The organism is Kribbella sp. NPDC058245, assembly GCF_042882005.1.
Taxonomy (GTDB): Bacteria; Actinomycetota; Actinomycetes; order Propionibacteriales; family Kribbellaceae; genus Kribbella.
Genome location: NZ_JBHVWY010000012.1, coordinates 219,294 through 243,531, shown reverse-complemented (window position 1 = coordinate 243,531; position 24,238 = coordinate 219,294). Strand labels below are relative to the sequence as shown.

Below are 24,238 nucleotides of genomic sequence, written 5' to 3'. Positions count from 1 at the left end.
GCAGGGGGACGCGGTGTCGGGTAGGGCTGGCCGGTACGGCGGGGCAGGGGGACGCGGTGTCGGGTAGAGCTGGCCGGTACGGCGGGGCAGGGGGACGCGGTGTCGGGTAGGGCTGGCCGGTACGGCGGGGCAGGGGCCGCTGGTATTGGGTGGGGCTGGATGGGGTGGGGTCCCGCGCGGGTGAGCCGTTGGGAGGCGGACGTGAGAGGGGTGGGCCCGGGACCACCTCACCCGTGTGGGTGAACCGGCTGACCGGCTCAACACCCTAGGGTTTCGAGCATGGATGTTGTGATCGCTGGGGTGTTCAGCCTGGTTGTGTTCATGGTGATCTTCATTCCCGTGGCGCAGCGGTTGCTGGGGGTGCGGTTCGGGCTGGGGCGGCTGGCGGTTGCGGCGGCGTTGACGTTGTCGACGTTCAGTCCGATCGCCAACGCACTGGTCGGGCCGCCGCCGTTCACCGGGTCGAACTCGACGGCGGTGGCGTTCGTCGCGTTGACGACGTTGTGCGCGACTCTGGTCGGGCTGGTGTTCCTGGTGCTGGCGGAGGCGCTCGTGCCGACCGGTTCGTTGCCGAGGGCACGGGATTTGCGGCGGGACCTGGCGGGGCGGATCGCGCGGACGCGGCGCTACCTGCAGATCCTGCGGATCGCGATCAAGCACGGACTCGGTCCTTACCTCCGCGGCCGCCGTCGGCCCGGGCGGGAGAACGCCGGCGCCCAAGCGGAGTTGGCGCGGTCACTCCGGCTGGCGCTGGACGAGGCGGGCGTCACGTTCGTGAAGCTGGGCCAGGTGCTGTCCACGCGGAGCGACATCATCCCGCTCTCGGTCGCCACCGAACTCAGCCGCCTGCAGGACCAGGTCACCCCAGCCCCCTGGGCCGAGATCGAGCAGGTCCTGACCGAGGAGCTCGGCGCCGCACCCAACCAGGTGTACGACGACTTTGTCACCGAACCGCTTGCCGCGGCCAGCGTCGCGCAGGTGTACACCGCCAGCCATGAGGGGCAGCGGGTGGTCGTCAAGGTGCAGCGCCCCGGGATCGCGAGCGTCGTCGACCGCGATCTGGACATCGTCCGCCGCCTCGCCAAACTGCTCGAGAAGAACACCGACTGGGGCCGCCCGATGGGCGTCCGGGCACTCGCCGACGGATTCGCCGACGCGATGCGCGAGGAGCTCGACTTCACCGTCGAGGCCGGCAACATGGCAGCGGTCGCGGCCGGTCAATCCGTTGCCGCGAGCAACAACATCGTCGTACCGGAGTTGTATCTCCAGTTGTCCACCGCACGGGTACTCACCATGCAGCGCCTGGACGGGATCGGTCTCGGCAACGCCGCGCCCTCGATCGCCGAGCGCGGCCTGGACGCGGTCCAGCTCGGCCGCACCCTGTTCGACTGCCTGCTCGGCCAGGTCGCGATCGACGGCGTCTTCCACGCCGACCCGCATCCCGGCAACTTCCTGCTGCTCACCGACGGGCGGATCGGGATGCTCGACCTCGGCTCGGTCGGTCGGTTGGATCCGGCGACTCGCGAGGCGCTGCAGCGGTTCCTGCTCGCGATCGACCACGGCGATCCGGTCGGCGCGACCGATGCGTTGCTGGAGATCGTCGACCGGCCGGACGTGATCGACGAGCGTGGTCTCGAACGCGCGGTCGGTCAGTTCATGACGCGGCATCTGACCGGCGCGGTGGCGATCGGGCCGGCGATGTTCAACGACCTGTTCAAGATCATCACCTCGCACGAGCTCGGCGTCCCGCCCGAGGTTGCGGCGGTATTCCGCGCGCTGGCCACGATCGAGGGCACGATCAGCCGGATCTCCCCCGGGTTCGATCTGGTCGCCGCATCCCGTCAGTTCGCGTCGGCGCACGTCACCGACCGGCTGACGCCAGAAGCACTTCGCCGTACGGCGACCGAGGAGCTGGCGTCGATCCTGCCCATGCTCCGCCGTCTCCCCCGGCGCATCGACCGCATCGCCGCCGCGGCCGAGAGCGGTCGGCTCGGGCTGAACGTCCGGCTGCTCGCCGACGAACGCGACCGCCAGCACCTGACCGGCCTGCTGCACCAGGTCCTGCTCGCCGTCCTCGGCGCGACCGCCGGCTTGATGGCTGTGCTCCTGCTCGGCATCGACGGCGGCCCGAGGATCAGCTCGACCATGACGCTGTATCAGCTGTTCGCCTACAACCTGCTGATCATCTGCGCCGTCCTGGTCCTCCGGGTGCTCGTCCTGATCTTCCGCATCCCCGAGAAACGCAGTTGACCTCAAGTGAGCTTGAACTCCCAGGATGACGGGATGACCGAAGCGACCACTACTGCCCCACGCCTGTTCAGCGGCTCCCACCTGCCACTGGCGCTCGGCGTCATCGGCCTCGTCACGCTGAGCGCGATGGAGAACCGAGCAGTCGGTACGGCGTTGCCGACGATGGTGCGCGAGTTCGACGCGCTCGGCAGTTTCGGGCTGGCCAACGCGGCACCGAACGCGAGCTTCGTGTTCGCGCTGGCGGTTGCTGGTCTCTGGTCGGACCGGCACGGACCGCTCCGGACACTGCGGCTCGGTGCGATCACCTTCGGACTGGCCCAGCTGCTGGTCGGGTTCGCGGTGGCGATGCCGATGGTCATCGCCGGCCGCGTGCTGAGCGGGATCGCCGAGGGCCTGCTCGACGTTTCGCTACTCGTCCTGGTCGCCCGCGCCCTCCCCGCCGTACTGCGGCCGCGGATGATGTCGTTGATCTCAGCGATGTGGGTCCTGCCCTCGATCTTCGGCCCGCTCCTGACTGGCATCATCACCGAGCAGTTCGGCTGGCGATGGGTGTTCCTGGGCGCCGTCGTACTGCTGATCCCGACGTGGCTACTCCTGCAGCCCGCGATCCGCCAATCGCAGAACGCGCCGGAACCGGAGCGCACTGCCGAGCATGCCGCCGAACTGGCAGCCTCCCGTACGGCGCTTCCCTGGGCGGCCGCGATCTCGGTCGCGCTGTTCACGTTGACGCTGACTGGCGACCACCTCGCAACGCATCGAGTGCTCGGCGGGACAGTGGTCATCGTCGCTCTCGCCGTACTGGCCGTGGCTGCGGTTCGGGTGATGCCGCGTGGGGTGTTCGTTGCCCGGCGTGGGTTCCCGTCCGTGGTCGCCATCCGCGGGCTCGGCGGCGCCGGGTTCACCGGGGTCAGCGTCTATCTGCCGTTGCTGCTCACCCTGCAACACCATTTCAGCCCGTCGAAAGCCGGCATCAGCTTGTCGGTGACCGGAGTCTTCTGGGCGTTCGGCTCGTGGTTGCAGGGACGCGAGCACCGCTTCCAGCGCGTCAACGTCCTGCGCACTGGTCTCGCCTTGATGACCGTGGGAATCGCAGTCACATCCTTGCTCGCCTGGACGGATGCGTCGGTGTGGTTCGGGCTGTCCGGCTGGGCGATCGCCGGAATCGGTATGGGCCTCAGCGCCTCGAGCCTCTCGGTGCTGATGCTGGACCTCTCGAACGCCGGCAACTCCGGGCGCAATGCCGGTGCGGCCCAGATGGGCTCCGTCATGAGCATCGCGACCGTTGTGGCCGTCACCGGCACGCTGCTGGCCCTGAACGCTGCGAACCCGCAACCGTGGGTCTTCGGCACCATCGTCACGTTCGGCGCCGTCCTCACGGGCCTCGGCCTGCTCGTCGCAGGTCGGGTCCGCCAAGGTCTAGAGTGAGCCGCATGGCTGAGCTGCTCACGGACGACCAGATCGATCTCGCGCTCCGCGACCTGATCCCGCACTGGAAGGCCGTGGACAAGACGCTGGTGCGGACCGTCGAGCGGGACACGTTCCTGGACGGCATTCGGCTGGTCGCCACCGTCGCCCAGCTGGCCGAGGCCACGAATCACCACCCGGACATCGACATCCGCTACACCAAGATCACCTTCCGGGTGACCAGCCACGACGCCGGCGGCATCACCGAGGACGACCTCGTCCTGGCCCACCACATCGATACCGCGGCCGAATAGACCTCAGCCCTGGCGAAGACCGATCAGAACCCCTTCGGTATCGCGGACGTAGCAGAGCCGGCCGACACCCGGCAGCTCCTGCACGTCACCGGCAGCAGACCCACCAGCAGCCTGTACGGCGTTCCGTGTCGCGTCGATGTCGTCGACCTCGATCCACGCGATCGTCGGCTGCTGCTGATAGCGGTCGCTGATGATCGCGCCGTCGATCCCCTCCCCCGGTCCGGTCGCGGCCAGCAGGTAGCCGTCCGGTACCGGCGCGGCGGTCACTCGCCAGCCGAAGACCTCGGCGTAGAAAGCCCCGGCGCGTTCGTGGTCGGCGGCAACAATCTCGACGTGGACGATCCGTCCCATGGTGGTCCCTTCTGCTCGTTCGACGCCCCGATCGTCACGCGTCCGGCGCGCGACTGTCTTGGACGGATCTTCCATGCATCAGCGCCGCGATCCCGTTCTGGACCGCACGGAACGACGTGGCGCTCACGCCCGTGTACCGCTTGAAGTCCCGAGCCGCGTGCGCCTGGTCGTAGTACCCGTGCAGGGCCGCCACGGTCGCCGCCGCATCGGCCGGACCGCCGAGCAGCCCGCCCACGAAGTGGTAGTAGCGCTGAATCTCCGCATACTGCTTCGGCCCGATCCCAACCGTCCGCATGAAGACCCGATACAGCGTGCTGTACGACGCTCCAGTCGCCGCAGCCGTTTCCGTCACTGTCACGCGTCCCTGGTTCTCGTCGATGAACCGGACTGCCCGCTCCACGAGCGTCGACTCGGGGACGTCGACCACTCGATCGCGCAGGAACTCCACGAGCACGCCGGCGCGCGCCGTACCGAATGGTTCTTCCCGAAGGTCCGCGGCCAACGCGGCCGTCGCCTCCGCACCGACCCACTCGTTCAGAGGCAGCACGTCGTCCACGAGCAGCCGCCCGAGTGCTTGCATCGCCCACGGGGTGAGCTCGGCTCCGGCGTAGCTCGACGCACCGGTCTGGGTAAGGACGTGCGGCCGCGTCATGATGCCGAAGAGCGCGGCCTCGTTCGGCCAAGCGGTCTGCGTGATCGGGTCGTGCCGTGTGCCGGGCACGCCCAAGGCGACGGCCAGGCCGGGCCGCCCGTTCGGGATCAGGATCTCGTCGTGCGGCTCGGGGTGCGCACCACCCTCGACCATCCACAGGTGTTCGACCAGACCGGCCAGGTCTTCCGGCGGAGCGATGCGCTGGTAGACCACCATGTGGCCAGCGTAGGCCGTAACTCGGTGGCGGCTGGCGCGTCGGATACGGTTACTACGTGACTTCTGTTGATGCTTACCGGGCGCTGGGTTTCTCCGACGAGGACCGTGAGGACGCCGAGAAGTTCACGCCGGATCCGGTCGCGGTCGAGGGTCTCGTCACGCAGTTACGGGCCGTGGTCGGGCATCAGGGCACCGAGCCGCAGCTGCGGATGCCGGAGGACCCGCGGAACACCGTTGCCGCGTTGCTGATCACGGTCCCGGAGATCCGGAAGTACCACCGTGAGCGGGGGATCCCGGACGACATCAGCTGGGCGACGCTGGCCGATCTCGGTCTGCAGATGCAGGTCAGCCGGCGGACGCACGGCGAGTATGGGTTGGCGACCCACTGGTGGTTGACCATCCACTGGGCTGGACAGATCTACGCACTCGGACGGCTGCAGTACATGCTGTACCAGGTCACCGAGGAGAAGCCCGTTCCAGGCACGGAACCGGGCGAGTGGGTGGTCGGCGTTCACATCCCTGAATCCGGTCCGCTCACGCCGGAACTGGTCGACGCGAGCTTCGCGCAGGCCCGGAAGTTCTTCCCGCGGTACTTCCCGGAGTACCCGATCAAGACCATGACGCTGAACTCGTGGCTGCTCGATCCGTACCTGCTCGACAACCTTCCCCAGGAGTCGAACATGGTCCGCTTCGGTCGCCGGTTCACGCCGTACGGGACGCCGACCGACAGCCAGGACAGCGCGATCTTCTTCACCTTCCGCAGCCACGATCTCGGCAAGCTGGACGAGTTCCCGCAGGACACCACACTGCAGCGCCTCGTCGTCAGCCGGATCAAGCAGGGCGGCACCTGGCAGAACGCCAACGGCTACGCGAAGTTCTAGGTACGGCGGTTCTTCGCCAACCAGGTGGCCAACTCGATGTTGCTGACACACCGAACGTCAGGCTGCTTGCAGGTCTCCAGCACGAACGTCGTCAGCGCGTCGGAGTAGATGCTGTTGTTCCAGCGGTTGAAGTGGTTGCCAAGGAACAACGGCGGGTTGCCCTTGGCCCGCGATCGCGCGAGCGCCTGCCGGTACGTCGCCAGCACCTGCGCGCGGAGTTGCGGCACCTGAGCCACCGGTGCCTTCCGTGCCTTGGTCTGCGCGTACCAGAGGTTGTAATCCATCGTCAGCGTCTTCTTGCTCGTCCCCGCCAGTACGACGTCCTGCAGCGGGAAGTCCCACAGCCCGTCAACCTTCTTCGGCCACTTGATGTACCCCGTGGCCGACGCGTCGTACACCATGCCGCGATAACCCATCGCCCGCCGGTACGCCGCTCTGTTCCCCTCCAGACACGGGGTCCGCATCCCCTTCACGGTCGACGGGTCGAACGGAGCATCAACGGTCTTACCAGCCGCGAGACCAGGGCCGTTGCGAACCATCTGGTCGAACGCATTCAGCTCGGCGGTCCACTGCGCGGAGGTCCACTCCCCCACGCCCTTCGGACCGCAGAAGTGCCCGTTGACGTGGGTGCCGATCTCGTGGCCCTCCGCGATCGCCGCGCGCAGGATCGTCGTACGGGCTTCAACCTCGGACGGAGTGCTCCAGCCGATGTCGGAGGCGCCCGGGTTGTGCAGCGGCGGTTTGTAGTCGGTGCGGTGGGACGCCGGGTACAGGTAGGGGCCGGACAGGAAGAACGTCATCCGGGCGTTGACCTCGTCGGCCACGTCCCGCCAGTGGTGCCAGAGGGCGAGGTCGCCCGCGCCGTCGAACGAGACGACCAGGAACAGCGGCGGCTTCCCGTTGGACAGCTTGGCCGGGAACGACCGCGTCACCGGAGCCGCCGCGACCCCCTTCGGACCTGACGACGGAGGAGTCGGCGTCGGGGCGGGAGTCGGCGTGGGCGTTGGTGTTGGCGTTGGCGTCTGCGAAGGCGTTTGCGTCGGGGTCCGCGACAGCGTCGGCGTGCGGCTCGGCGTACCGGATGGGCTGGCGGACGGCTGCCCGTTGGGGGCGACATCGGCACATCCGACCACCACCGCCGCGACAACAACCGCAGCGGCAAGGAGGTTCACTCCGGGCCTCACCACACCTCTACTGACGCACGGACGGCTTCAGAGGTTGGACCGGGACACGCGACCACCCGGAAACCCGCCCGGGGATCGTTAGGCCGCTGTGATCTTCGCGGCGCGACGCTTGTTGGCGATCCGGCGCGAGGTCTCGACGACCAGGCCGATCACGAACGCGAGGCTCAAGCTGAAGGCGAGTGCCTTGAGCGAGTCGTGCGCGAAGGCGTCACCGCCGAGGTAGCCGAGCAGGGCGACGTACGTGTAGGCGATGGTGACGCCGGCGAACGTGAAGACGACGAACTTCTTGAACGAGTACCGCGTGGCTCCCGCGGTCAGCGTGGCGACCATCCGGGCGCCGGGGATGTAGCGCACCGTCATCAGGATCAGGCCGCCGCGGCTGTGCAGCGCCGCGGAGACCTTGTCGTAGAGCTGTTGCCGGCGCTCCTGCCGCTTCATCCAGCGGTGCAACCGGGGGCCGGAACCGCGGCCCATGAAGTAGCAGGCGGTCTCGCCGATGACCGAGCCGACCATCGCGACCACGATCACCAGCAGCAGGTTCTGGTGGCCGGCCGCGGCCGCCATCCCGGCCGTGACGACCATGCCCTCGCTCGGGATGATCGGGAAGACCGCGTCGACCGCCGCTGCCAGGAAGAGGATCAGCAGCAGCCAGTGCGAAGCCATTGCCACGCCCAGCAGGTGCCGTGCCAGTTCCAGGATGTCGGTCACCCGGCCCAGGATGCCAGGTCGGGGCAAGCGACTCACAATTCCATGGCTGTGATTCGGCGTGGATTCATCCGCTGTTCAACCCCGGCCACTGCCGGTGGTCACAACAGAACAGGCAGTGTCCGGATGCCGTTGAGCAGGAAACCCGGTGGGCGTTCCGGCTCCTCGTCGGGGTCGGCCAGGCGGAGGTTCGGGAAGCGGTCGAACAACATCTCCAGCGCGATCCGACCCTCCAGCCGGGCCAGCGGGGCGCCGAGGCAGTGGTGGATGCCGTGGCCGAAGGCGAGGTGCGCGGAGTCGGGACGAGTGATGTCGAAGTCGTCGGGCCGGTCGACCTTGCGGCCGTCCCGGTTGGCCGGCAACAGCGCGAAGACCAGCACCTCCCCCGGCTCGAGCCGCTCACCAGCGATCTCGATCGGCGCCTGGACGAAGTACGGGACGGAGACCTGCAGCGGGCCGTCGTACCGGAGTGTCTCCTCGACGGCGGCCGGCAGGCGGTCCGGCTCAGCGCGCAGCAGCGCGAGCTGGTCGGGGTGCTCGAGCAGCGCGTAGGTGCCGTTGGTGATCAGGTTGACCGTGGTCTCGTGACCGGCCGACATCAGCAGGAAGATCATCGAGGTCAGCTCTTCCGCGCTCAGCCGGTCGCCGTCCTCCCGGACCGCGACGAGGGCGGAGAGCAGGTCGTCCGCCGGCTCCTCGGTCTTGATCGCGATCTGCTCCTGGATGAGCGCCACGATCTGGCCGCTGGCCTCGATGTACTCGTCCGGCGTGTGCATCGGTGCGTTCACCGCCACCGACGACCACTTCCGGAACGACTCGCGATGCTCGACCGGAATCCCGACCAGCTCGCAGATCACCGTGACCGGCAACGGGTAGCTGAACAACTCGACCAGGTCGGCGCCGTCACCAGCGGCCTCGATCCCGTCCAGCAACTCGGCCGCGATCTCCCGGATCCGCGGCTCCAGTTCGTCGATGCGGCGCCGGGTGAACGCCGCGGTGACGAGCTTGCGCAACCGCGTGTGGTCCGGCGGGTTCATCAGCAGCATGTGCCGGTCGGTCCACCGCACCTGCTCCTCGGTGAGGAAGTCCCGATGCGGACCCTCCATCATCGACCGCACCACATCCGGATGCGCGAGCAGCGCCCGCGCCTCGGCGTACCCAGTCACCAGTACGACGGGAACGTTGGTGAACAAGGTCAGCCGGGTGATCGGTCCGGCCGCCGCGATCTCGGCGAACCCCTGATGGCGGGCAGATCCCTTGGGCAGAAGAAATGGCTGCGTCACGCGCTCCAGCCTACGGTCTTGACGGGACACTTCACCGTTTGGTGAAATGACCGGGTGCTGACGACGACGTTCGGAGCGCTGGCGGATCCCACCCGGCTGGCGATCGTGGGCCGGCTGAGCCGCGGCGAGGCGACCATGGGCGAGCTGGCCGCGCCGCACCGGATCACGCCGCCGGCGATGACGAAGCACGTCGGGGTGCTCGTCGACGCGGGCCTGGTGAGCCGCCGCCGGGTCGGGCGAACGATCGTGTGCACCTTGCGGAAGGAGACGTTCGCCGAGGTCGAGCAGTGGCTAGACGACCTCACGACGTACTGGAACAGCACTGTCGACCGGCTGGAAGAACTCTTGCGAGGGGACCACGATGGAGACTGAGATCCGGATCGAAAGGGTGCTCTCGGCAACGATCGGGAGAGTGTACGACGCCTGGACCCGGGCCGAGCTGTTGATGCAGTGGTACTGCCCGAATCCCCAGCTGGAGCTGAAGGTGCAGGCCGACGTCCGGGTCGGTGGCGATTACGTCGTCGAGATGGGACCACACGTGGTGCGCGGCAACTACCTCGAGGTGGAGCCACCGCATCGGCTCGTCTTCAGCTGGGCATGGGACGGCGCCGCGGACTCGCCGACCCGAGTACAGGTCGACCTGTCCGAGGTCGCCGACGGAACCCTCATGGTCCTCACCCACACCGGCTTCGCCACCGCCGAGGACGCAGCCAACCACCAACTCGGCTGGGACCCCGAACTCGACAGACTCATCGCGCTCCTGCACACCCCCACAACCGATCAAGGGTGACGGGCACCCACCAACCATTTCCGCGGCACCCGCGTGGTTGAACCGTGCTCAAGGTGCCCACCGACGCTGACCTTGAGCACCCACCAACAGTGATGATGTGGGTGTGGCTCCGCAGTGGCCGTCCTGACTCACCCTTCAACTGACTTCGGGTCTTCGCGTGGATCTGTCGGTCGGCCTGCTGCGGAGCCACTGCACTCACCGGACCAGAGGACTCGTGACTTCATAGGAGCCTGTGCCAGCAGGCACCCATCACTGTTCTGTCCGCTTGCCTCGGCTGGTGCGTGCCGCCCTAGCCCTAGCAAAGGACGGCAATAACCACCATGACACGCGACAACACCCAGCTCCAGTCCACTGTCACCGGCGGTGTCGACACCCACCGAGACACCCACACCGCCGCCGTGATCGACAATGTCGGACGGCTGCTCGGCCACCAGGTGTTTCCCACGACAACACTGGGATACCGCCAGTTGCTGGCCTGGCTGCGCAGCTTCGGAACCGTGCTGACAGTGGGCGTGGAAGGAACCGGCGCCTACGGCCACGGCCTGACCAGATACCTCACCAGCCAGCATCTCAACGTGATCGAGGTCGACCGGCCCGACCGCAAAACCCGCCGATCCGCCGGAAAGTCCGACCCCCTCGACGCCGAAGCAGCCGCCCGGTCCGCCCTGTCCGGGACCCGCACCGGAACACCGAAAATCCGCACCGGCCACATCGAAGCACTCCGCCAACCTGCGAGTCGCCCGCCGCAGCGCGATCAGCCAGCGCGCCGACGCCGTCCGCCGCATGAAATCACTCATCATCACCGCACCCGACCAGCTCCGCGACCAACTCCGGGCCCTGACGGTCGTGCAACTGATCAAGACCTGCACCGCGCTGCGCCCCGACACCAACCAGGCCGCCGACCCCGCCCAAGCCGCCAAAATCGCACTCCGCAGCCTCGCCCGCCGCTACCGCAACCTCAGCGACGAGATCGCCGACCTCGACACCCTCATCACCCCACTGACCCACGCCAGCAACCCCGACCTGCTCAAACTCCACAGCGTCGGCCCAGACAGCGCCGGCCAACTCCTCATCACAGCCGGCCAAAACACCGACCGCCTCCACTCCGAAGCCGCCTTCGCCATGCTCTGCGGCACCGCACCCATCCCCGCATCATCCGGCCAAACACACCGCCACCGCCTCAACCGCGGCGGCGACCGCCAAGCCAACGCAGCCATCCACCGCATCGTCATCTGCCGACTCCGCTGGGACCCACGCACCCGCGCCTACCTCGAACGCCGCACCGCCGAAGGCCTCTCCAAAAGAGACACCATCCGCTGCCTCAAACGAATCGTCACCCGCGAGATCTACTACGTCCTCACCACACCACAGCCCGCTTGACATCTATAGGAGCATCCACTCCCAGCGGGACCACGTGGTTGAACGGTGCTCAAGGTGCGCACGGGCGATGACCTTGAGCACGCATCAACCATTTCTGCGGGGCTCGCGTGGTTGAACGGTGCTCAAGGTGGTTAGTGCTCTACTGCGCGACCTCGGAGGCGGTCGAGGGTGAAGACGACCAGGACGGTGGCGACCAGGAGGACCAGGGCTTCGGCGGCGGCGGTGAAGGTCTGGCCGCGGTCGGAGAGGGCGAAGATGCTGACGGGGACGGTTCGCCAGGAGGCTGGGTAGACCATGATCGTGGCGCCGACCTCGCCCATCGAGAGGGCGACCGAGAGGCCGGCGGCTGAGGCGATGGCTGGGCGGAGCATCGGGAGGCGGACCTGCCATAACACCCTGGCCGGCGACGCCCCCAGGGAAGCGGCGACGTCGGCGTACGAGGGGTCGACGCGTTGCAGCGCGGCAGCAACCGTGCCGTAGCTGAAGGCAACCATCAGGACGAGGTGCGCGATCACCACGATCCACTTGGTGCCGTTGAGCAGGATCGGCTGCCGGGAGAACGCGACGAGCAGACCGAGACCGACGACAACGGACGGTACGGCGATCGGCAGGTGATGCAGTGCGTCAGCGACTCGCGCCCACGGACCGGGTGCACCGTGCGCAGCGAGCGCTCCCCAGGTGCCGACGACGACCGCGAGCAGTCCACCGAGGAAGGCGGTCTGCAGACTGACGGACAACGACGCCAGCTCGTCACCCGACAACGCTTCCTGCAGGTGTCCGACAGTCGGGTTGGACGGCAGTACGCCGTTCCACGTACCGGCGAATGCGGCCGCGATCACCACCACGAATGGCGCCAGCACGAGGACACCGAACACAACCGCGAACGCGATCCACGTGAGTGCCTTGCCAGGCCTAGTCCAGACGAGCACGACGACCTCCAAGAGCCCTGCGCAGTACTGCATACAAGCCCAGTGACAGAACGATCTGTACGACGGCGATCGCGCACGCGGCCGGGTAGTCGAACATCACGATGCCCTTGGTGTGGACGAGCATCGGCAACGTGGTCGTGCCTTTCGCACCGAGGAACAGCACGATGCCGAACTCGTTCAGCGTGAGCAGCAACGTCAGGCTGCCACCGGCGATCATCGCCGGGCGAACCTCGGGCAGCACAACCTGTCGCAGCACGCGCCAGGGACCGGCACCGAGACTCGCGGCAACATCCAACTGAGCCCGCGGCAACCGACTCATTGCTGCTAGCAACGGCCGCATCACGAACGGCGTGTAGAAGGTGATCTCGGCCAGTACGACGGCCCACGGGGTGGTGAGGAATCCACCGGTGCGCAGGATTCCCGCCGTACCGTAGATGAAGGTGAAGGACAGCGCGACCAGGAACGACGGCAGCGCCAGCATCGTGTCCACCAGGCTGGCGACCAACCGCGCGCCCGGGAACGGGACGAAGCTGATCACCACCGCGAGAAACGTTCCGACCAGTAGGCAGCCGATCGTGGAGGAGACCGCGACCTGCACGGTCCTCACCAGCGCATCGCGGAACTCGACCGACGCGAGGACGTCGCCCCAGGCCGGCGCCGACTCGACGGTAACCAGCACCAAGGGGTAGACGACCAGGACTGCGATCAGGAGTACCGGCGGCACCAGCCACAGCCACCGGCGATCACCCCGTGGTTGATTGCTGATGGCAACCGTCGCACTGAGGGCTTCGACGGCCATCAGCGGCGCTCCGCGGGGACCAGGCTGCAGGCCTCGGCCGGCAGCAGCATCGACACCTGCGCACCGAGCGCGGGAACCTGACGGTCAGCCGGCAGATCGATCCGCACGGGCACGTCCGGCAACCCGTCGACGGTGCACGTCAGCTGGTTGGACGACCCACGCCATTGTGTCGCGATGACACGGACCGGAACACCTTCATCACCGAGGCGGATCGCATGGGGGCGAATGCAGAGCAGATCCTTGCCCGGTGTCGACCGCACGCCCGGCAACACATGGCCGGCAACCTTCACATCCTCGCCGACCGTCTCCACTGGCAGCAGGTTTGCACCACCGAGGAACGAGGCCGTGAACGCCGACGGCGGGGTGGAGTAGAGCTCAGCCGCCGGCGCGATGTCGACCAGGCGCGCGTCGCGCATCACCGCGATCCGGTCCGCAAGCGCGAGCGCCTCGGACTGGTCGTGCGTGACGTAGACGATCGCCACGTCCGGTACCTCACGACGGAGCTTCTGCAGCTCCCCCAGCATGTCGGCACGCAGTTGCGCATCCAGCGCGGCCAACGGCTCGTCGAGCAGGAGCACCTTCGGCTGGATCGCCAGCGCCCGCGCGATCGCGACCCGCTGCTGCTGGCCGCCGGACAGCTCCCGCGGAAACCGCTTCGCGAACGATGTCATCCCGACCATCTCGAGCATCTCCGCGACCCGCTGCGTCACCTCGCTCTTCGGCTTGCGGGCAGCCCGCAAGCCGAAGGCCACGTTGTCGGACACCTTCAGGTGCGGAAACAATGCGTACTGCTGGACGACGACCCCGATCCCCCGCTTGGCCGGCGGCAGATCGGTGACGTCCTGTCCGGCGAGCCGGATCCGCCCACTGCTCGGCCGGACGAAACCAGCCACCGCCTTCAGTGCGGTCGACTTCCCCGAGCCCGAGGGCCCGAGCAGAGCGACCGTCTCCCCGGCCGCCACCGTCAGGCTGAGCCCTTCCAGCGCAAGCGTCCGGCCGAAGTGCACCGAGACGTCGTCCAGCTGGACAGTCATCCCTGAACAGCCTTCGTGTATGCGGCAACATCCGCATCCAGGTCAGCCAGTACGGCGGTCCAGTCCGGCGTCCACGGGGTGACACCGTTCATGGCCTCTTGCACCTTGGCGAAGTTCGCGTCGGTCGGCTTCACGTCGTCGCGGGCCGGAATGCCATACGCATCGCTGGACACCGTCTGCTGCGCCTCGGGGGTCAACAGGTACTCCATCAACTGCTTGCCACCGTCACCATTCGGCGCACCAGTCGCCAGACCCATCACGTAGGGCAGCGCGATCGTGGTCTTCTTGCCGTCCGCAGCAGCCGGGAAGAAGACGCTGAATGCAGATTTGTCGACAGAGATCGAGGACAGGTTCATCTGAACGTCGCCGTTGGCAACCAAAAGCTCGCCCTTGCTCACCTTCGGCTGCAGCTTGCCGGTCGACGCCGACGGGCCGACGTTGTTCGCCTCCAGCTTGTGCAGGTAGTCGAGCGCACCCTGCTTGCCCAGCAGGTGCTGGAGCAGCAGCAGTACGGCGGTTCCGTCGCCGGCCTGACCGGGAGTCGAGTACTGCAGCTTGCCCTTGAACTTCGCGTCCAGCAGCTCGTCGAACGACTTCGGCGTACCGGCCTGCTGGTTCGCGATGAAGCACAGGTAGTTGTTGGCCACGGCGACGTAGTCGTCACCCTTGACGCTCGTCACGTGCTCACTACCCGGTACGACGTTCTTCTGCAGCAGGCCGTCCTTGGACGCCTTCTGGATGAACGGCGGCAGGGTAACGACGACATCGGCCTGCGGGTTCGACTTCTCCTTCTGCAGGCGGGAGACGACCTCACCGGATCCGGCCTCGACGGTCTGAACCTTGATCCCGGTCTTCGCGGTGAACGCGTCGAACCGGGTCTTGTACCAATCGGCCAGCCCATCGGCGGTGTAGACGGTGACGGTCTTCGCGCCGCCACCACCCCCGGTGGACGCTGCGCCGGTGCCACCGCACCCGGCGGCAACAGCAGTGAGGAGAGCGGAGACGAGCAGTGTCTTGAGCTTCACTGTTCCTGCCTTCAAAGATGAAACTGTCAGCTGAGGAGAAGATCCGGGAACTCCCGGACCGACGAGAGAACGTGCGTCGCACCCGCGGCCTGGAACTGGTCCTTGCCATGGGCACCGGTGAGGACGCCGGCGACGATCCCGGCACCGGCCGCGATCCCCGTCGTCATGTCGTAAACGGTGTCTCCGACCACGGCGACATTCGCCACCGCGTCGCCTTTCAGATCCAGGACGGCTTTCAGAACCATGTCCGGATACGGTCGGCCGCGGCCCGCCTGGGCCGGGCACAGGGTGAGGTCGGCCAGCTCGCGCCAGCCGAGGGCGGACAGGATGCGGTGCTGTGTGGTCTGGGCGAACCCAGTGGTCAGACAGACCTTGATCCCCGCGTCCTTCAGTTGCCGGATCGCGTCTTCGGCACCGTCGATCGGCGCGCAGTACCCCTCGTCGACGAGTTCGCCGTACGCGGTCTCGAAGGCCTTGTTGGCCTGCTGGGCCGCCTCTTCGGCGTTCAGCAGCGCGCGGAAGACGGTGATCTTGGACTCGCCCATGGTGGCGCGGACGTGGGCGAGCATCTTGTCGTACTCCGGGCTGCCGGATTCGATGCCCTGGGCACCGATCGCGGCCGTGAAGGCACGCTCCACGAGTCCGTCGTCGGCGACCGTCGTACCGGCCATGTCGAGTACTGCCAGCTGAATCATCGGTCGATCTCCTCGAAGCTCATCTCGGCGATCGCCGGAGACATGGTCATGCCACGGCCGCCCGGCCCCGTGACCAGGTGGACGCCGGACGCGACCTCACGCCGTACGACGAGACCGTCGCCGCTCGTGTCGGTCGCCTGGGAGTAGACGCCGGCCCAGCGCCGGGTGATCTTCGGCATCGGCCGGCCGAGGATGGACTCGACGGTCGCCGTCAGGTACTCGTACGGGTCGGACTGCACGTCGAAGTTGAACGGCTCGGCGTATTCATGGGTGTCGCCGATGGTCAGCCCGCCATGCGTGCGCTGGACCATCAGGAGCTGCATCGCGTGCTGCTTCGCGATCGCGGTCTGCGGGTCGAGGGCCTCGACCGACGGACCGGCGTACGCAGGGTAGTAGCGGAAGCTGTCCGCATCCGCGACAGCCGTCGTCAGTTGGACGTCGAGCGGCTCGGTCTGCATCATCTGCAGCCGCACGCGCCGTACCGGCAGGTCCTCGGTGAGCTCGCGGATCAGGCCGCTGTGCCAGGCACCGGTGCAGAGGAACACCAGGTCGGCGCTGTGCGTCTCGTGGTGGTCGTCGGTGATCTCGCCGGTGTCCACGGTCCGCACCTCCCGCCCACCGAGGAACTGGTAGCGACCGGACTTCTCCAGTTCTTGGCGCAGCGCGGGGAGCACCTCACGGGGCTCGACGATGGCATCGCGTTCACACCACAGCGCACCTTGCAGATCGCCACGCAATGCTGGATTGCGTTCACGTGTCTGCTCCGCATCCAGGACCTGAAAGCCACGCTGTACGGCGTCCGGCCGGGCCGCGGCCTCCTTGGCGACAGCCAGCTCAGCCTCGGTCCGGCAGACCGTCAGCGAGCCGTGCGGCCGGAAGCTGATCCCTGGCACCTCGGCCCACAGGTCGCGAGCCCGCTGAGCGCACTTGATCTCCGCGCCGTCGGACCGGCCGCTGACCCAGACGAGGCCGAAGTTCCGCACACTCGCGCCGCGCGCCTCGGCCTCACGCTCGATCTGGAGGACGTCGTGCCCCCGCCGTACCGCCTCGCGGGCGTGCATGGTCCCCAGCACTCCGCCACCCACCACAACCACTCGCACCAGCGTCTCCCGTCATCTCGACCGGAACCCAGATTGGTCCGGACCAATGACGAGAGCGTACGTCGGAGACGACCAGCCGGTGAACCGCTGGCAAACAATTCCCCGGCCCCAGCCACCACTGATGGCCGGAGACAGGATGTGGTCGCCGGAGACCTCGCGCCACAGGTCTCCGGCCGCGACTACCTGAGCCCGGGCACAACTGGTGGCCGGGGCGCCTTAGGAAAGGTCAGGGGCGCAGGATGGCGCGGAAGCCGACGCGGTCGCCGCGGTAGAGGGAGCGGACGACCTCGATCGTGCGGCCCTCGACGTCGCGGGTCTGGCGGTGCAGGAGCAGCATCGGGAGCTGCTGGGTCGCCTTGAGCAGCTCGGCCTCGCGCGGGGAAGCGATCACCGTCTCGACCAGCTCCTCCCCCTCACCGAACTCGACGCCCAGCTGGCCGGTCAGGCAGCGGTACAGCGAACCGGTCGGGTCCAGCACCTCGCGCAGGGTGGGGAAACGTGCCACAGACAGGTACGTCGTCTCGAGACCGATCGGCTGCTCATCCGCGAACAGCACCCGCTCCAGCTCGAACACCGGATCACCGAGCGCGAGCGCCAACCGCTCAGCCAGCTCCTCGTCCGCCGGGATCTCGTCGAACTTGACCACCTCACGCGCCGGCGTGTGCCCCTGCGCCCGCAGCGCCTCGGTGTAGCTCACCAGCGCCAGCGGCTGCACGATCTTCGGCGTCGCGACGAACGTCCCCTGCCCCTGCCTGGCCCGCAGCCGCCCGTCCGCGATCAGCTCCCGGATCGCCTGCCGCATGGTCCACCGGGACACCCCGAAGTCCTTGGCGAGCACCCGCTCCGGCGGCAACGCCGTACCCTCCCCCAACTGCTCGACCAACTCGACCAACCGGGTCTTGACCACATAATGCAGCGGGACACTCACCGCTCGAGAATACCGGCGAAAAGAGTCGAGCCCCGGGCGGCAACCCGGGGCTCCAGCGGATGGATGGACAGTTGGCGGATCTCAGCTGCCGGACTTGCGCCGGAACTGGCGCTTCTGCTTGTCGTTGTGGGCCTCGCCGACGCCCTCCTTGCGGTTCCCCGAGCCGGGGTGGGCCGCATGGTTGGCGTTCTTCTTCTCCAGCGCTTCCCGGAACTTCTTCTGCAGATCGTCCGCCGGCTTGCTGGTGTTGTCGCTCATAACCGTCTCCTTCAAACCGTAGGCGTACGAGCTCACGCTATCCGACTGTGACCACCCGGAGCGACCGAATACCATCAGGCGGCTGCCGGACAGCCCGGCTGACCGCAATCCGCGTCCTCGGCCACCACGCCGTTCAGGTCGTGCTCGTACGCGAAGTGGAAGCAGTCCCAGTGCATGCGCTCGAAGGTCTCGTAGTCCTCGCGGGTCTCCTCGACCGGCTTCCCGCACCGCATGCACTCCTGCTCCATCCCTGCAAGGTATCCCAGCCCGCGAAAATCCCCGGCGTCCCGGTCCGTCGCGCTGTTAGGTTCTCGATGTCTTGAGAGAGGAGCGGAGATGCCGGTCAGTGGTGAGGCGTTGCTGGGGATCGCGCTGGTGGAGCTCGGGCTGGTGGTGATCCCCGGTCCGAACATGATCTATCTGATCTCGCGTTCGATCGCCCAGGGCCGCCGCGCCGGCCTGACCTCGCTCGCCGGGGTCGGCGTCGGCTTCCTCGTGTACTTGCTGGCGGCAAGCGCCGGGCTGGCCACACTGTTCGCGCTGGTCCCGCAGATCTACCTGGTGCTGAAGTTCGCCGGCGCCGCCTACCTGCTCTGGCTCGCCTGGAACGCCCTCCGCCCGGGCGCCAGCTCCGTCTTCGCCACCCAGGAGCTCGAACCGGACAGCCCCCGCAAGCTCTTCGGCATGGGTCTGCTCACCTGCCTGCTGAACCCGAAGATCGCGATCCTCTACATCTCGCTGCTCCCGCAGTTCCTGGATCCGGCCCGCGGTCATCTCGGCGTCCAGAGCCTGGTCCTGGGGCTGACCCAGCTTGTCGTCGGCGTCGCGATGAACGCGGTCTTCATCGTCACGGCTGGTTCGGTCGCCGTCTTCCTGACCCGGCGACCGACCTGGATGCGGATCCACCGCTACCTGACCGGTACGGCGCTCGCCGTCTTCGCCATCCGCCTCGCGACCGAGCGCGCTCGCCCCCTGGCCACCCACTGATGCACGCGGGCCAACTGGAGATCACCGTCCCGCTCGTGCAGGAACTGGTCAGGACACAGTTCCCTTCGTGGGGCGACTTGGAGGTCCGCGCGGTCTCGTCGCACGGGACGGTCAACGCGCTGTTCCGGATCGGCGACGAGTTCGTCGCGCGGTTTCCGCTGCAGCCCGGCCAGGTGGCGCGGGTTCGCCGTGAACTCGAAGACGAGGCGGCCGCGGCACGCCGGTTGCACGCCATCTCGCCGTACCCGACTCCGCTGCCGATCACCCTCGGCGAGCCGGGCGCGGGCTATCCGCTGCCCTGGGCGGTCTACACCTGGCTCGACGGCACGACCGCGTACGACGCCGATGTCGCTGGCTCGACCGCCTTCGCCGAGGACCTCGCCCGCTTCGTGCTCGCGCTCCGCGCGGAACCGACCGAGGGGCGGGTGTTCACCGGGTCGTGGCGGGGCGGCGTACTGACTTCACAGGACGAGTACGTCGCCGACGGGCTGGCGCGTAGTCGGGATCTGATCGATGTCGATGCCCTCGCACGGTTGTGGGCTGTGTTGCGTGAAACTCCGCGGACCTCGGCTGATGTGTGGACGCATCGCGATCTGATGCCGGGCAACCTCCTGGCCGCCGACGGCAGGCTCGCCGGAGTGATCGACGTCGGAACCTTCACCGTCTCCGACCCGGCGATGGACCTCCAGCCGGCCTGGAACCTGCTCGATCCGACCGCTCGCGAAGCATTCCGTACGGCGCTCGGCAGCGACGAACCGGAGTGGCGGCGCGGGATGGGCTGGGCGTTCGCGCAGGCGATCGGCTGTCTCTGGTACTACGTCGAGACGAACCCGGTCATGTCCCGCACCGCCCATCACACGTTGTCGGCGCTCCTGGTGACGAACACGAACTCCCTCCCGGGCCGATCTGGCGCATCCCGCACTTCGTCGACCACAAAGCCGTCCAGCGAAACCTCGTCCCGCTCCCGGAACCACAGCGTCGACTCCGACGTGAGCTCGACGCCGTCTGAGCTGAACACATAGGTGCCGCGGAAACTGACATACGGCAGGTCGACCTGGGTCAGCTCACCCCAGTTCGCCACCGTCTCCCCGCTGGGCAGCTGCACCTCCCGGTAGGTGCTCTCGCGCGTCCATTCCGCCCACTGCTCCCAGGCCCGGTACGCCGGATCGCGGGTCTCGAAGACGAACCGCCCGCCTGGTTTCAACGCCGCGCGGATGCCGGCGACCGTCGCTGACCACTCCTCGTCGGTCAGGAAGACCTGCGCCACGTTCCCCGTCATGACGGCCAGGTCGACCTGCAGCGGCGGCAACGTCGTCGCGTCCCCGTGCACCCATTGCACCCGGTCGGCGAACTCCTTGCCCTTGGCAACCTCCAGCGAGGCCGCCGCCGGGTCGACGCCGATCACCTCGACGCCGCGCCCGGCCAGCAGACACGCCAGCTCTCCGGTACCGCAGCCGACGTCCAGGATGCGTTCGGCGCCGAACTCGGTCACCATCGCCGCGTAGGGCTCCAGGTCATCGCGTTCCGCCGGTTCCAAGGCGTCGTACACCGGTGCCAGTCGCGGGTCCGCAAACAAGTCGTCAACCATGCGTCGGACGCTATCTGCTGACCTACGACGTCGCACCTGTATATCGCCGGAGTCCGGCTCGCCAGGCGAACCCGGCCAGCGCCGCTGCGACCGCTGCCGCCGACAAGCCGGCTGCCAGCCCGCTGGCGCGCGCACCATTCAGCAAGGCCGACGACGGTACGGCGGCAATCAACGCCATGGGGAACACATACGTCAATGCGAATCGGATCGGCCTGGTGAACGCGTCCGTCGGGTAGCGGCCGAGTTGCCAGGCGGAATGGTAGAAGACATCGAGTTGCAGCTTCGGCGCCCAGAACGCCAGACAGGCCAGCAGCACACTCAACGCCCAGGTCACCATGAGGGCGACCACGAGCAGGAGGATCCAGCTCAGCACGCCGTCCGCACTCGGCCGCTCAGGTGCGGCGGCGATCCCCCAGCCGAGGACGCCGACCCCGAGCACACACTCGATCAGCGCCAGCGGAGCGGCGAGCGACAGGCTCGCGAGGAACAAGCTCGGCGCGGGCTGCAACAGATACGCGTCCAGCTTGCCGTTTCTGATGCCGTTGTCCGGAAACCAGGACAGATTCGGGTCTATGAATGCCGACCGCAGACCGGTGATCAATTCATAAGTGCCGATCAGGACCAGGAACTCGGCCTTCGACCACCCACCGACGGTATCCGTCCTGGTGAATACGATCACGACGGCGGCGATCGTCGTACCGAGACCGGTGAACGCGAGGATCACGTCGAAGACCAGGTTGATCCGGAACGCGACGCTCCGGCGCAAGGACATCGAGAAGCCCGCTCCGAGCAGGCGCAGCAGCTTCACGAACCCACCGCCGTGTACCGCCGGACGCCTGCTCGCCAGACTGCCGACACCGCCACCACCAGGACCACCACCCAACCGAGTTGATAAGCGAGCGAACCGTCGTACCGACTGCCGGCGGCGATCTCCGCCGGCAGCCCGTGCATGCCGTAGAAGGGCAGCGCCTCCGCGATCCGGGCCCAGCCATCGGGCAGCAGCGCGATCGGGGCCGCGGTACCACCGAGCAGGAAGCCGAGTTGGCTGCCGAAGGCAACGACCGAGTGCACGCGATCGGTCCAGAACGCGGTCAGCGAAAGCAGGAACGTGAAGAGGAAGATCAGTACGGCGGCCAACGCGATCCCGGGCACGGCCAGCAGCACCGATCGCCACCCGAACGTGGTCTGCAGGGCGAACGCGGTCACCAGCACGATCGGTGCCCCGAGCAACGTCAGCCACCCCCGGATCGCAAGGTTCTCGCCGATGATGCCGAGGACAACGGGTTGTGGACGCAGCAGTTCATGGCTGAGTGTTCCGTCGTACACGCGGTTGGAGAACGTGTGCTGCTCGAACGACTCGGTCATCAGCGTGACGAGGATGATCGCGACGTAGTACCGCTTGATGGAGGGATCATCCGGGTAGACCGCGGACCAGATGAACAGGCCGATCAGCGGCGCGATCACCGCCTGGACGACAAGCGTCAGCAGGAACCACCAGGCGCCGGACCACTCGAGCACCTGTTGGCGGATCCGAAACGCCAGCAGGGTAAGGGTTCTCATCACACGCCTTCCCGATAGGCCTGGTCGATGACCTTCTCCAGCGGTGGTTCCTCAACGGCCAGGTCGATCACGTCTCCCGCCTGCAGAAGCTCAGCCGTCGTCTGCGCGACCTCATCCCGCGGCACCCGCAGATCCCGTACGCCGTCCCGCGTGGTGATCCGGATCAGCTTGTACGGCGACAGCCGGGCGGACAGTTCAGCCAGCGGACCGTCGTACCCGATCCGGCCCTGATCGATCAGGATCAGCCGCGGACAGAGGGACGCGACGTCCGCCATGTAGTGGCTGGTCAGCAACACCGTCGCGCCGGTGGTCCGCACGTAGTTCGCGACGAACTCGCGGATCTGACTGCCCGCGGTGACGTCCAGCCCGATCGACGGCTCGTCGAGGAACAGCACCTCCGGCCGGTAGATCAACGCCATCGCGAGCCCGACCCGCATCCGCTCGCCGAGGCTGAGGGCGCGGAGCTGACGATCCAGCTGGAGGTCGAGGAGCGCTTGCAGCTCGTCGAGAGTACGGCGGAAGTCGGCGCGTGCGACGTCGTACAGGAGCCGTTGGTACTCGAGGCTGTCCATCACGGTCAGCTCCTGCGATCCGCCAACCGGCTGGCTGCCGCGCACGAATGCGATCCGTTTCAGAAATGTGGATCGCCGCTGCCACGGAGTGTCCCCGAGAACGCTGACCCGCCCGGCGGACGGATGCAGGATGCCGGACAGGATTTTCATCGTGGTCGTCTTGCCGGCCCCGTTCGGTCCGATGAAGCCGACCACCTCGCCTTTCTCGATCGTGAACGACACCTGATCGAGTGCCTGCACGGTCTTGTACTCCCGGCGTACCAGCGAACCAAGAGCCGCCCGCAGCCCGCCTTTGCGCACCGGAGCGCGGTAGGACATGGCGAGCTCATCCACCTCGACAACAGTCATCCCGCGACCGTAGAGACAAAACACCACAGCTGGTGTCTTATTTAGGTGGCATAGTTGCCAGCATGCGTGCCGAACGGCTCCTGCGACTCCTCCTGCGCCTGCAAACCCGCGGCCGCTCCACCGTCGCCGAGCTGGCCGCCGCACTCGACGTCTCGCACCGCACGGTCCAGCGCGACCTCGACGCCCTCAGCCTGGCCGGCGTCCCCGTCTACTCCACCCGCGGCCGCGGCGGCGGCTGGTCGCTGCTCCCCGACTACCGCAGTCGCCTCACCGGCCTCACGCCGTCCGAAGTCATGTCCGTCTTCGTCGGCGCCACCGCCCACGTCCTCGCCGACCTGGGCCTCGACGCCTCCGCCGACCAGGCCGTCCTCAAGCTGATCGCCACCCTCCCCGACGCCTCCCGCCGCGACGCCGAGTACGCCCGCCAACGCCTCCTCATCGACCACGCCGGCTGGGACGACCGCCGCGAGACCCCGCGCTGGCTGGACCTCTGCCGCCAAGCCGTCTGGGAAGAACGCAACCTCTCCATCACCTACAACCGCCCCGAGGACCCCTTCACGATCTCCCCGCTCGGCCTAGTCGCCAAGAACCGCACCTGGTACCTGATAGCCGCCCGCACCGACGGCCAAATCCGCACTTACCGCCTAAGCCGCCTGACCTCAGCCACCCTCACCGAGGACCCCTTCACCCGCCCACCCGGCTTCGACCTCACCACCCACTGGTCCCAGTCCCAAGCCGCCTTCCGCGCCACCCGCCCCTCCTACCCCATCACCCTGCGCGTCCACACCGACTCCCTCCCCCGCTTCCGCCCCACCACTCCCCCCATCCCAGCCGACGCCCCCAACTGGTGGATCATCCACACCGACCTGGAAAGCCTCCCCGAAGCCCGAGCCGCCGTCCTGGCCCAAGCCGGCACCGCCATCCCCCTGGACCCACCAGCCCTCATCACCGCAGTACACGAAGCCGCCCAAGCGCTCGCCAACTCCACGGCCAGCTAGCTACGAC

26 protein-coding genes and 2 pseudogenes are annotated in these 24,238 nt (G+C 67.6%); 10 read left to right on the top strand and 18 right to left on the bottom strand.

Going from position 1 to position 24,238, the window contains the following annotated elements; genetic code table 11:
• Positions 1 to 279 precede the first annotated feature (279 nt).
• Genes ACFVWG_RS27345 through ACFVWG_RS27335 form a run of 3 tightly spaced genes read left to right on the top strand, consistent with a single transcriptional unit; the run spans position 280 to position 3,968 of the window.
• Positions 280 to 2,250, top strand: coding sequence for an ABC1 kinase family protein (locus tag ACFVWG_RS27345; protein ID WP_391546271.1), 1,971 nt, complete (start codon positions 280 to 282; stop codon positions 2,248 to 2,250).
• A 33-nt stretch (positions 2,251 to 2,283) separates the two neighbouring features.
• The gene (locus ACFVWG_RS27340) at positions 2,284 to 3,675 is read left to right on the top strand and encodes an MFS transporter (protein WP_391546270.1); all 1,392 of its coding nucleotides are present in this window, start codon (positions 2,284 to 2,286) and stop codon (positions 3,673 to 3,675) included.
• 5 nt (positions 3,676 to 3,680) lie between these two features.
• Entirely contained in the window at positions 3,681 to 3,968 is a 288-nt protein-coding gene (locus tag ACFVWG_RS27335; RefSeq protein ID WP_132172203.1) for a 4a-hydroxytetrahydrobiopterin dehydratase, read from the top strand.
• 3 nt (positions 3,969 to 3,971) lie between these two features.
• On the opposite strand, the gene ACFVWG_RS27330 is transcribed toward ACFVWG_RS27335, so the two are convergent.
• Both ACFVWG_RS27330 and ACFVWG_RS27325 read right to left on the bottom strand, forming a co-directional pair.
• Positions 3,972 to 4,319, bottom strand: a complete 348-nt coding sequence (locus ACFVWG_RS27330) for a VOC family protein (RefSeq protein ID WP_391546269.1) — start codon at positions 4,317 to 4,319, stop codon at positions 3,972 to 3,974.
• Positions 4,320 to 4,353: 34 nt separating this feature from the next.
• Positions 4,354 to 5,187, bottom strand: a complete 834-nt coding sequence (locus ACFVWG_RS27325) for a helix-turn-helix domain-containing protein (protein ID WP_391546268.1) — start codon at positions 5,185 to 5,187, stop codon at positions 4,354 to 4,356.
• Between the two features lie 56 nt (positions 5,188 to 5,243).
• On the opposite strand from ACFVWG_RS27325, the gene ACFVWG_RS27320 reads away from it, so the two are divergent.
• Positions 5,244 to 6,068: an acyltransferase domain-containing protein gene (locus ACFVWG_RS27320; protein ID WP_391546267.1), complete on the top strand. Its 825-nt coding sequence runs from the start codon at positions 5,244 to 5,246 to the stop codon at positions 6,066 to 6,068.
• Here the strand turns inward: ACFVWG_RS27320 and ACFVWG_RS27315 are convergent.
• The 3 genes from ACFVWG_RS27315 to ACFVWG_RS27305 form a co-directional block, all read right to left on the bottom strand.
• On the bottom strand, positions 6,065 to 7,252 hold the full coding sequence (locus ACFVWG_RS27315; RefSeq protein WP_391546266.1) for a hypothetical protein: 1,188 nt from the start codon (positions 7,250 to 7,252) through the stop codon (positions 6,065 to 6,067). The two genes, ACFVWG_RS27320 and ACFVWG_RS27315, sit on opposite strands and share 4 nt — an antisense overlap.
• A 78-nt stretch (positions 7,253 to 7,330) precedes the next feature.
• Positions 7,331 to 7,960, bottom strand: a complete 630-nt coding sequence (locus tag ACFVWG_RS27310; RefSeq protein WP_391546264.1) for a DedA family protein — start codon at positions 7,958 to 7,960, stop codon at positions 7,331 to 7,333.
• Positions 7,961 to 8,058: 98 nt separating this feature from the next.
• Positions 8,059 to 9,240, bottom strand: a complete 1,182-nt coding sequence (locus ACFVWG_RS27305; RefSeq protein ID WP_391546263.1) for a cytochrome P450 — start codon at positions 9,238 to 9,240, stop codon at positions 8,059 to 8,061.
• A 54-nt stretch (positions 9,241 to 9,294) separates the two neighbouring features.
• On the opposite strand from ACFVWG_RS27305, the gene ACFVWG_RS27300 reads away from it, so the two are divergent.
• From ACFVWG_RS27300 to ACFVWG_RS27290, 3 genes and pseudogenes are all read left to right on the top strand, one after another.
• Positions 9,295 to 9,612 carry an ArsR/SmtB family transcription factor gene (locus ACFVWG_RS27300; RefSeq protein WP_391546262.1) on the top strand — a complete coding sequence of 106 codons (318 nt, stop codon included), beginning with the start codon at positions 9,295 to 9,297 and terminating at the stop codon, positions 9,610 to 9,612.
• Complete coding sequence (locus ACFVWG_RS27295) at positions 9,602 to 10,030, top strand: SRPBCC domain-containing protein (protein WP_391546261.1); 429 nt, start codon at positions 9,602 to 9,604, stop codon at positions 10,028 to 10,030. Before ACFVWG_RS27300 ends, ACFVWG_RS27295 begins: the two co-directional genes overlap by 11 nt.
• 320 nt (positions 10,031 to 10,350) lie before the next feature.
• Positions 10,351 to 11,410: pseudogene (locus ACFVWG_RS27290) on the top strand (IS110 family transposase).
• Positions 11,411 to 11,541: 131 nt separating this feature from the next.
• On the opposite strand, the gene ACFVWG_RS27285 reads toward ACFVWG_RS27290, so the two are convergent.
• The 9 genes from ACFVWG_RS27285 to ACFVWG_RS27245 form a co-directional block, all read right to left on the bottom strand.
• Positions 11,542 to 12,339, bottom strand: a complete 798-nt coding sequence (locus ACFVWG_RS27285; RefSeq protein ID WP_391546260.1) for an ABC transporter permease — start codon at positions 12,337 to 12,339, stop codon at positions 11,542 to 11,544.
• On the bottom strand, positions 12,323 to 13,138 hold the full coding sequence (locus tag ACFVWG_RS27280; RefSeq protein WP_391546259.1) for a 2-aminoethylphosphonate ABC transporter permease subunit: 816 nt from the start codon (positions 13,136 to 13,138) through the stop codon (positions 12,323 to 12,325). Before ACFVWG_RS27280 ends, ACFVWG_RS27285 begins: the two co-directional genes overlap by 17 nt.
• Positions 13,138 to 14,172: an ABC transporter ATP-binding protein gene (locus ACFVWG_RS27275; protein ID WP_391546258.1), complete on the bottom strand. Its 1,035-nt coding sequence runs from the start codon at positions 14,170 to 14,172 to the stop codon at positions 13,138 to 13,140. Before ACFVWG_RS27275 ends, ACFVWG_RS27280 begins: the two co-directional genes overlap by 1 nt.
• A complete protein-coding gene (locus tag ACFVWG_RS27270; protein WP_391546257.1) occupies positions 14,169 to 15,197 on the bottom strand; it encodes a 2-aminoethylphosphonate ABC transporter substrate-binding protein in 1,029 nt (342 codons plus the stop codon). Before ACFVWG_RS27270 ends, ACFVWG_RS27275 begins: the two co-directional genes overlap by 4 nt.
• Before the next feature lie 26 nt (positions 15,198 to 15,223).
• Positions 15,224 to 15,892: a phosphonatase-like hydrolase gene (locus ACFVWG_RS27265; protein ID WP_391546256.1), complete on the bottom strand. Its 669-nt coding sequence runs from the start codon at positions 15,890 to 15,892 to the stop codon at positions 15,224 to 15,226.
• On the bottom strand, positions 15,889 to 16,992 hold the full coding sequence (locus tag ACFVWG_RS27260; protein ID WP_391546255.1) for a TIGR03364 family FAD-dependent oxidoreductase: 1,104 nt from the start codon (positions 16,990 to 16,992) through the stop codon (positions 15,889 to 15,891). Before ACFVWG_RS27260 ends, ACFVWG_RS27265 begins: the two co-directional genes overlap by 4 nt.
• 226 nt (positions 16,993 to 17,218) lie before the next feature.
• The gene (locus ACFVWG_RS27255) at positions 17,219 to 17,920 is read right to left on the bottom strand and encodes a GntR family transcriptional regulator (protein ID WP_391546254.1); all 702 of its coding nucleotides are present in this window, start codon (positions 17,918 to 17,920) and stop codon (positions 17,219 to 17,221) included.
• Between the two features lie 81 nt (positions 17,921 to 18,001).
• Complete coding sequence (locus ACFVWG_RS27250) at positions 18,002 to 18,178, bottom strand: DUF5302 domain-containing protein (protein WP_391546253.1); 177 nt, start codon at positions 18,176 to 18,178, stop codon at positions 18,002 to 18,004.
• A 74-nt stretch (positions 18,179 to 18,252) separates the two neighbouring features.
• Positions 18,253 to 18,426 (bottom strand): hypothetical protein, encoded by a 174-nt coding sequence (locus tag ACFVWG_RS27245; RefSeq protein WP_391546252.1) that lies wholly within the window; start codon positions 18,424 to 18,426, stop codon positions 18,253 to 18,255.
• Positions 18,427 to 18,514: 88 nt separating this feature from the next.
• Here ACFVWG_RS27245 and ACFVWG_RS27240 point away from each other — a divergent pair, with 88 nt between their 5' ends.
• Both ACFVWG_RS27240 and ACFVWG_RS27235 read left to right on the top strand, forming a co-directional pair.
• Positions 18,515 to 19,165 (top strand): LysE family translocator, encoded by a 651-nt coding sequence (locus tag ACFVWG_RS27240; protein WP_391546251.1) that lies wholly within the window; start codon positions 18,515 to 18,517, stop codon positions 19,163 to 19,165.
• Positions 19,165 to 19,929: pseudogene (locus ACFVWG_RS27235) on the top strand (aminoglycoside phosphotransferase family protein); the annotation flags it as partial. The gene ACFVWG_RS27240 and the pseudogene ACFVWG_RS27235, both read left to right, overlap by 1 nt.
• Before the next feature lie 89 nt (positions 19,930 to 20,018).
• Here ACFVWG_RS27235 and ACFVWG_RS27230 read toward each other — a convergent pair.
• From ACFVWG_RS27230 to ACFVWG_RS27215, 4 genes are read right to left on the bottom strand one after another with little or no spacing between them, the layout of a single operon-like run.
• Positions 20,019 to 20,753 carry a class I SAM-dependent methyltransferase gene (locus tag ACFVWG_RS27230; protein ID WP_391546250.1) on the bottom strand — a complete coding sequence of 245 codons (735 nt, stop codon included), beginning with the start codon at positions 20,751 to 20,753 and terminating at the stop codon, positions 20,019 to 20,021.
• Positions 20,754 to 20,775: 22 nt separating this feature from the next.
• Complete coding sequence (locus ACFVWG_RS27225) at positions 20,776 to 21,561, bottom strand: ABC transporter permease (RefSeq protein WP_391546249.1); 786 nt, start codon at positions 21,559 to 21,561, stop codon at positions 20,776 to 20,778.
• Complete coding sequence (locus tag ACFVWG_RS27220) at positions 21,558 to 22,313, bottom strand: ABC-2 family transporter protein (protein WP_391546248.1); 756 nt, start codon at positions 22,311 to 22,313, stop codon at positions 21,558 to 21,560. The genes ACFVWG_RS27225 and ACFVWG_RS27220 overlap by 4 nt, the downstream gene beginning before the upstream one ends.
• Positions 22,313 to 23,233 (bottom strand): ATP-binding cassette domain-containing protein, encoded by a 921-nt coding sequence (locus ACFVWG_RS27215; protein WP_391546247.1) that lies wholly within the window; start codon positions 23,231 to 23,233, stop codon positions 22,313 to 22,315. The genes ACFVWG_RS27220 and ACFVWG_RS27215 overlap by 1 nt, the downstream gene beginning before the upstream one ends.
• A 62-nt stretch (positions 23,234 to 23,295) precedes the next feature.
• Here ACFVWG_RS27215 and ACFVWG_RS27210 point away from each other — a divergent pair, with 62 nt between their 5' ends.
• Complete coding sequence (locus tag ACFVWG_RS27210) at positions 23,296 to 24,231, top strand: helix-turn-helix transcriptional regulator (protein WP_391546246.1); 936 nt, start codon at positions 23,296 to 23,298, stop codon at positions 24,229 to 24,231.
• The last annotated feature ends 7 nt before the right edge of the window (positions 24,232 to 24,238 follow it).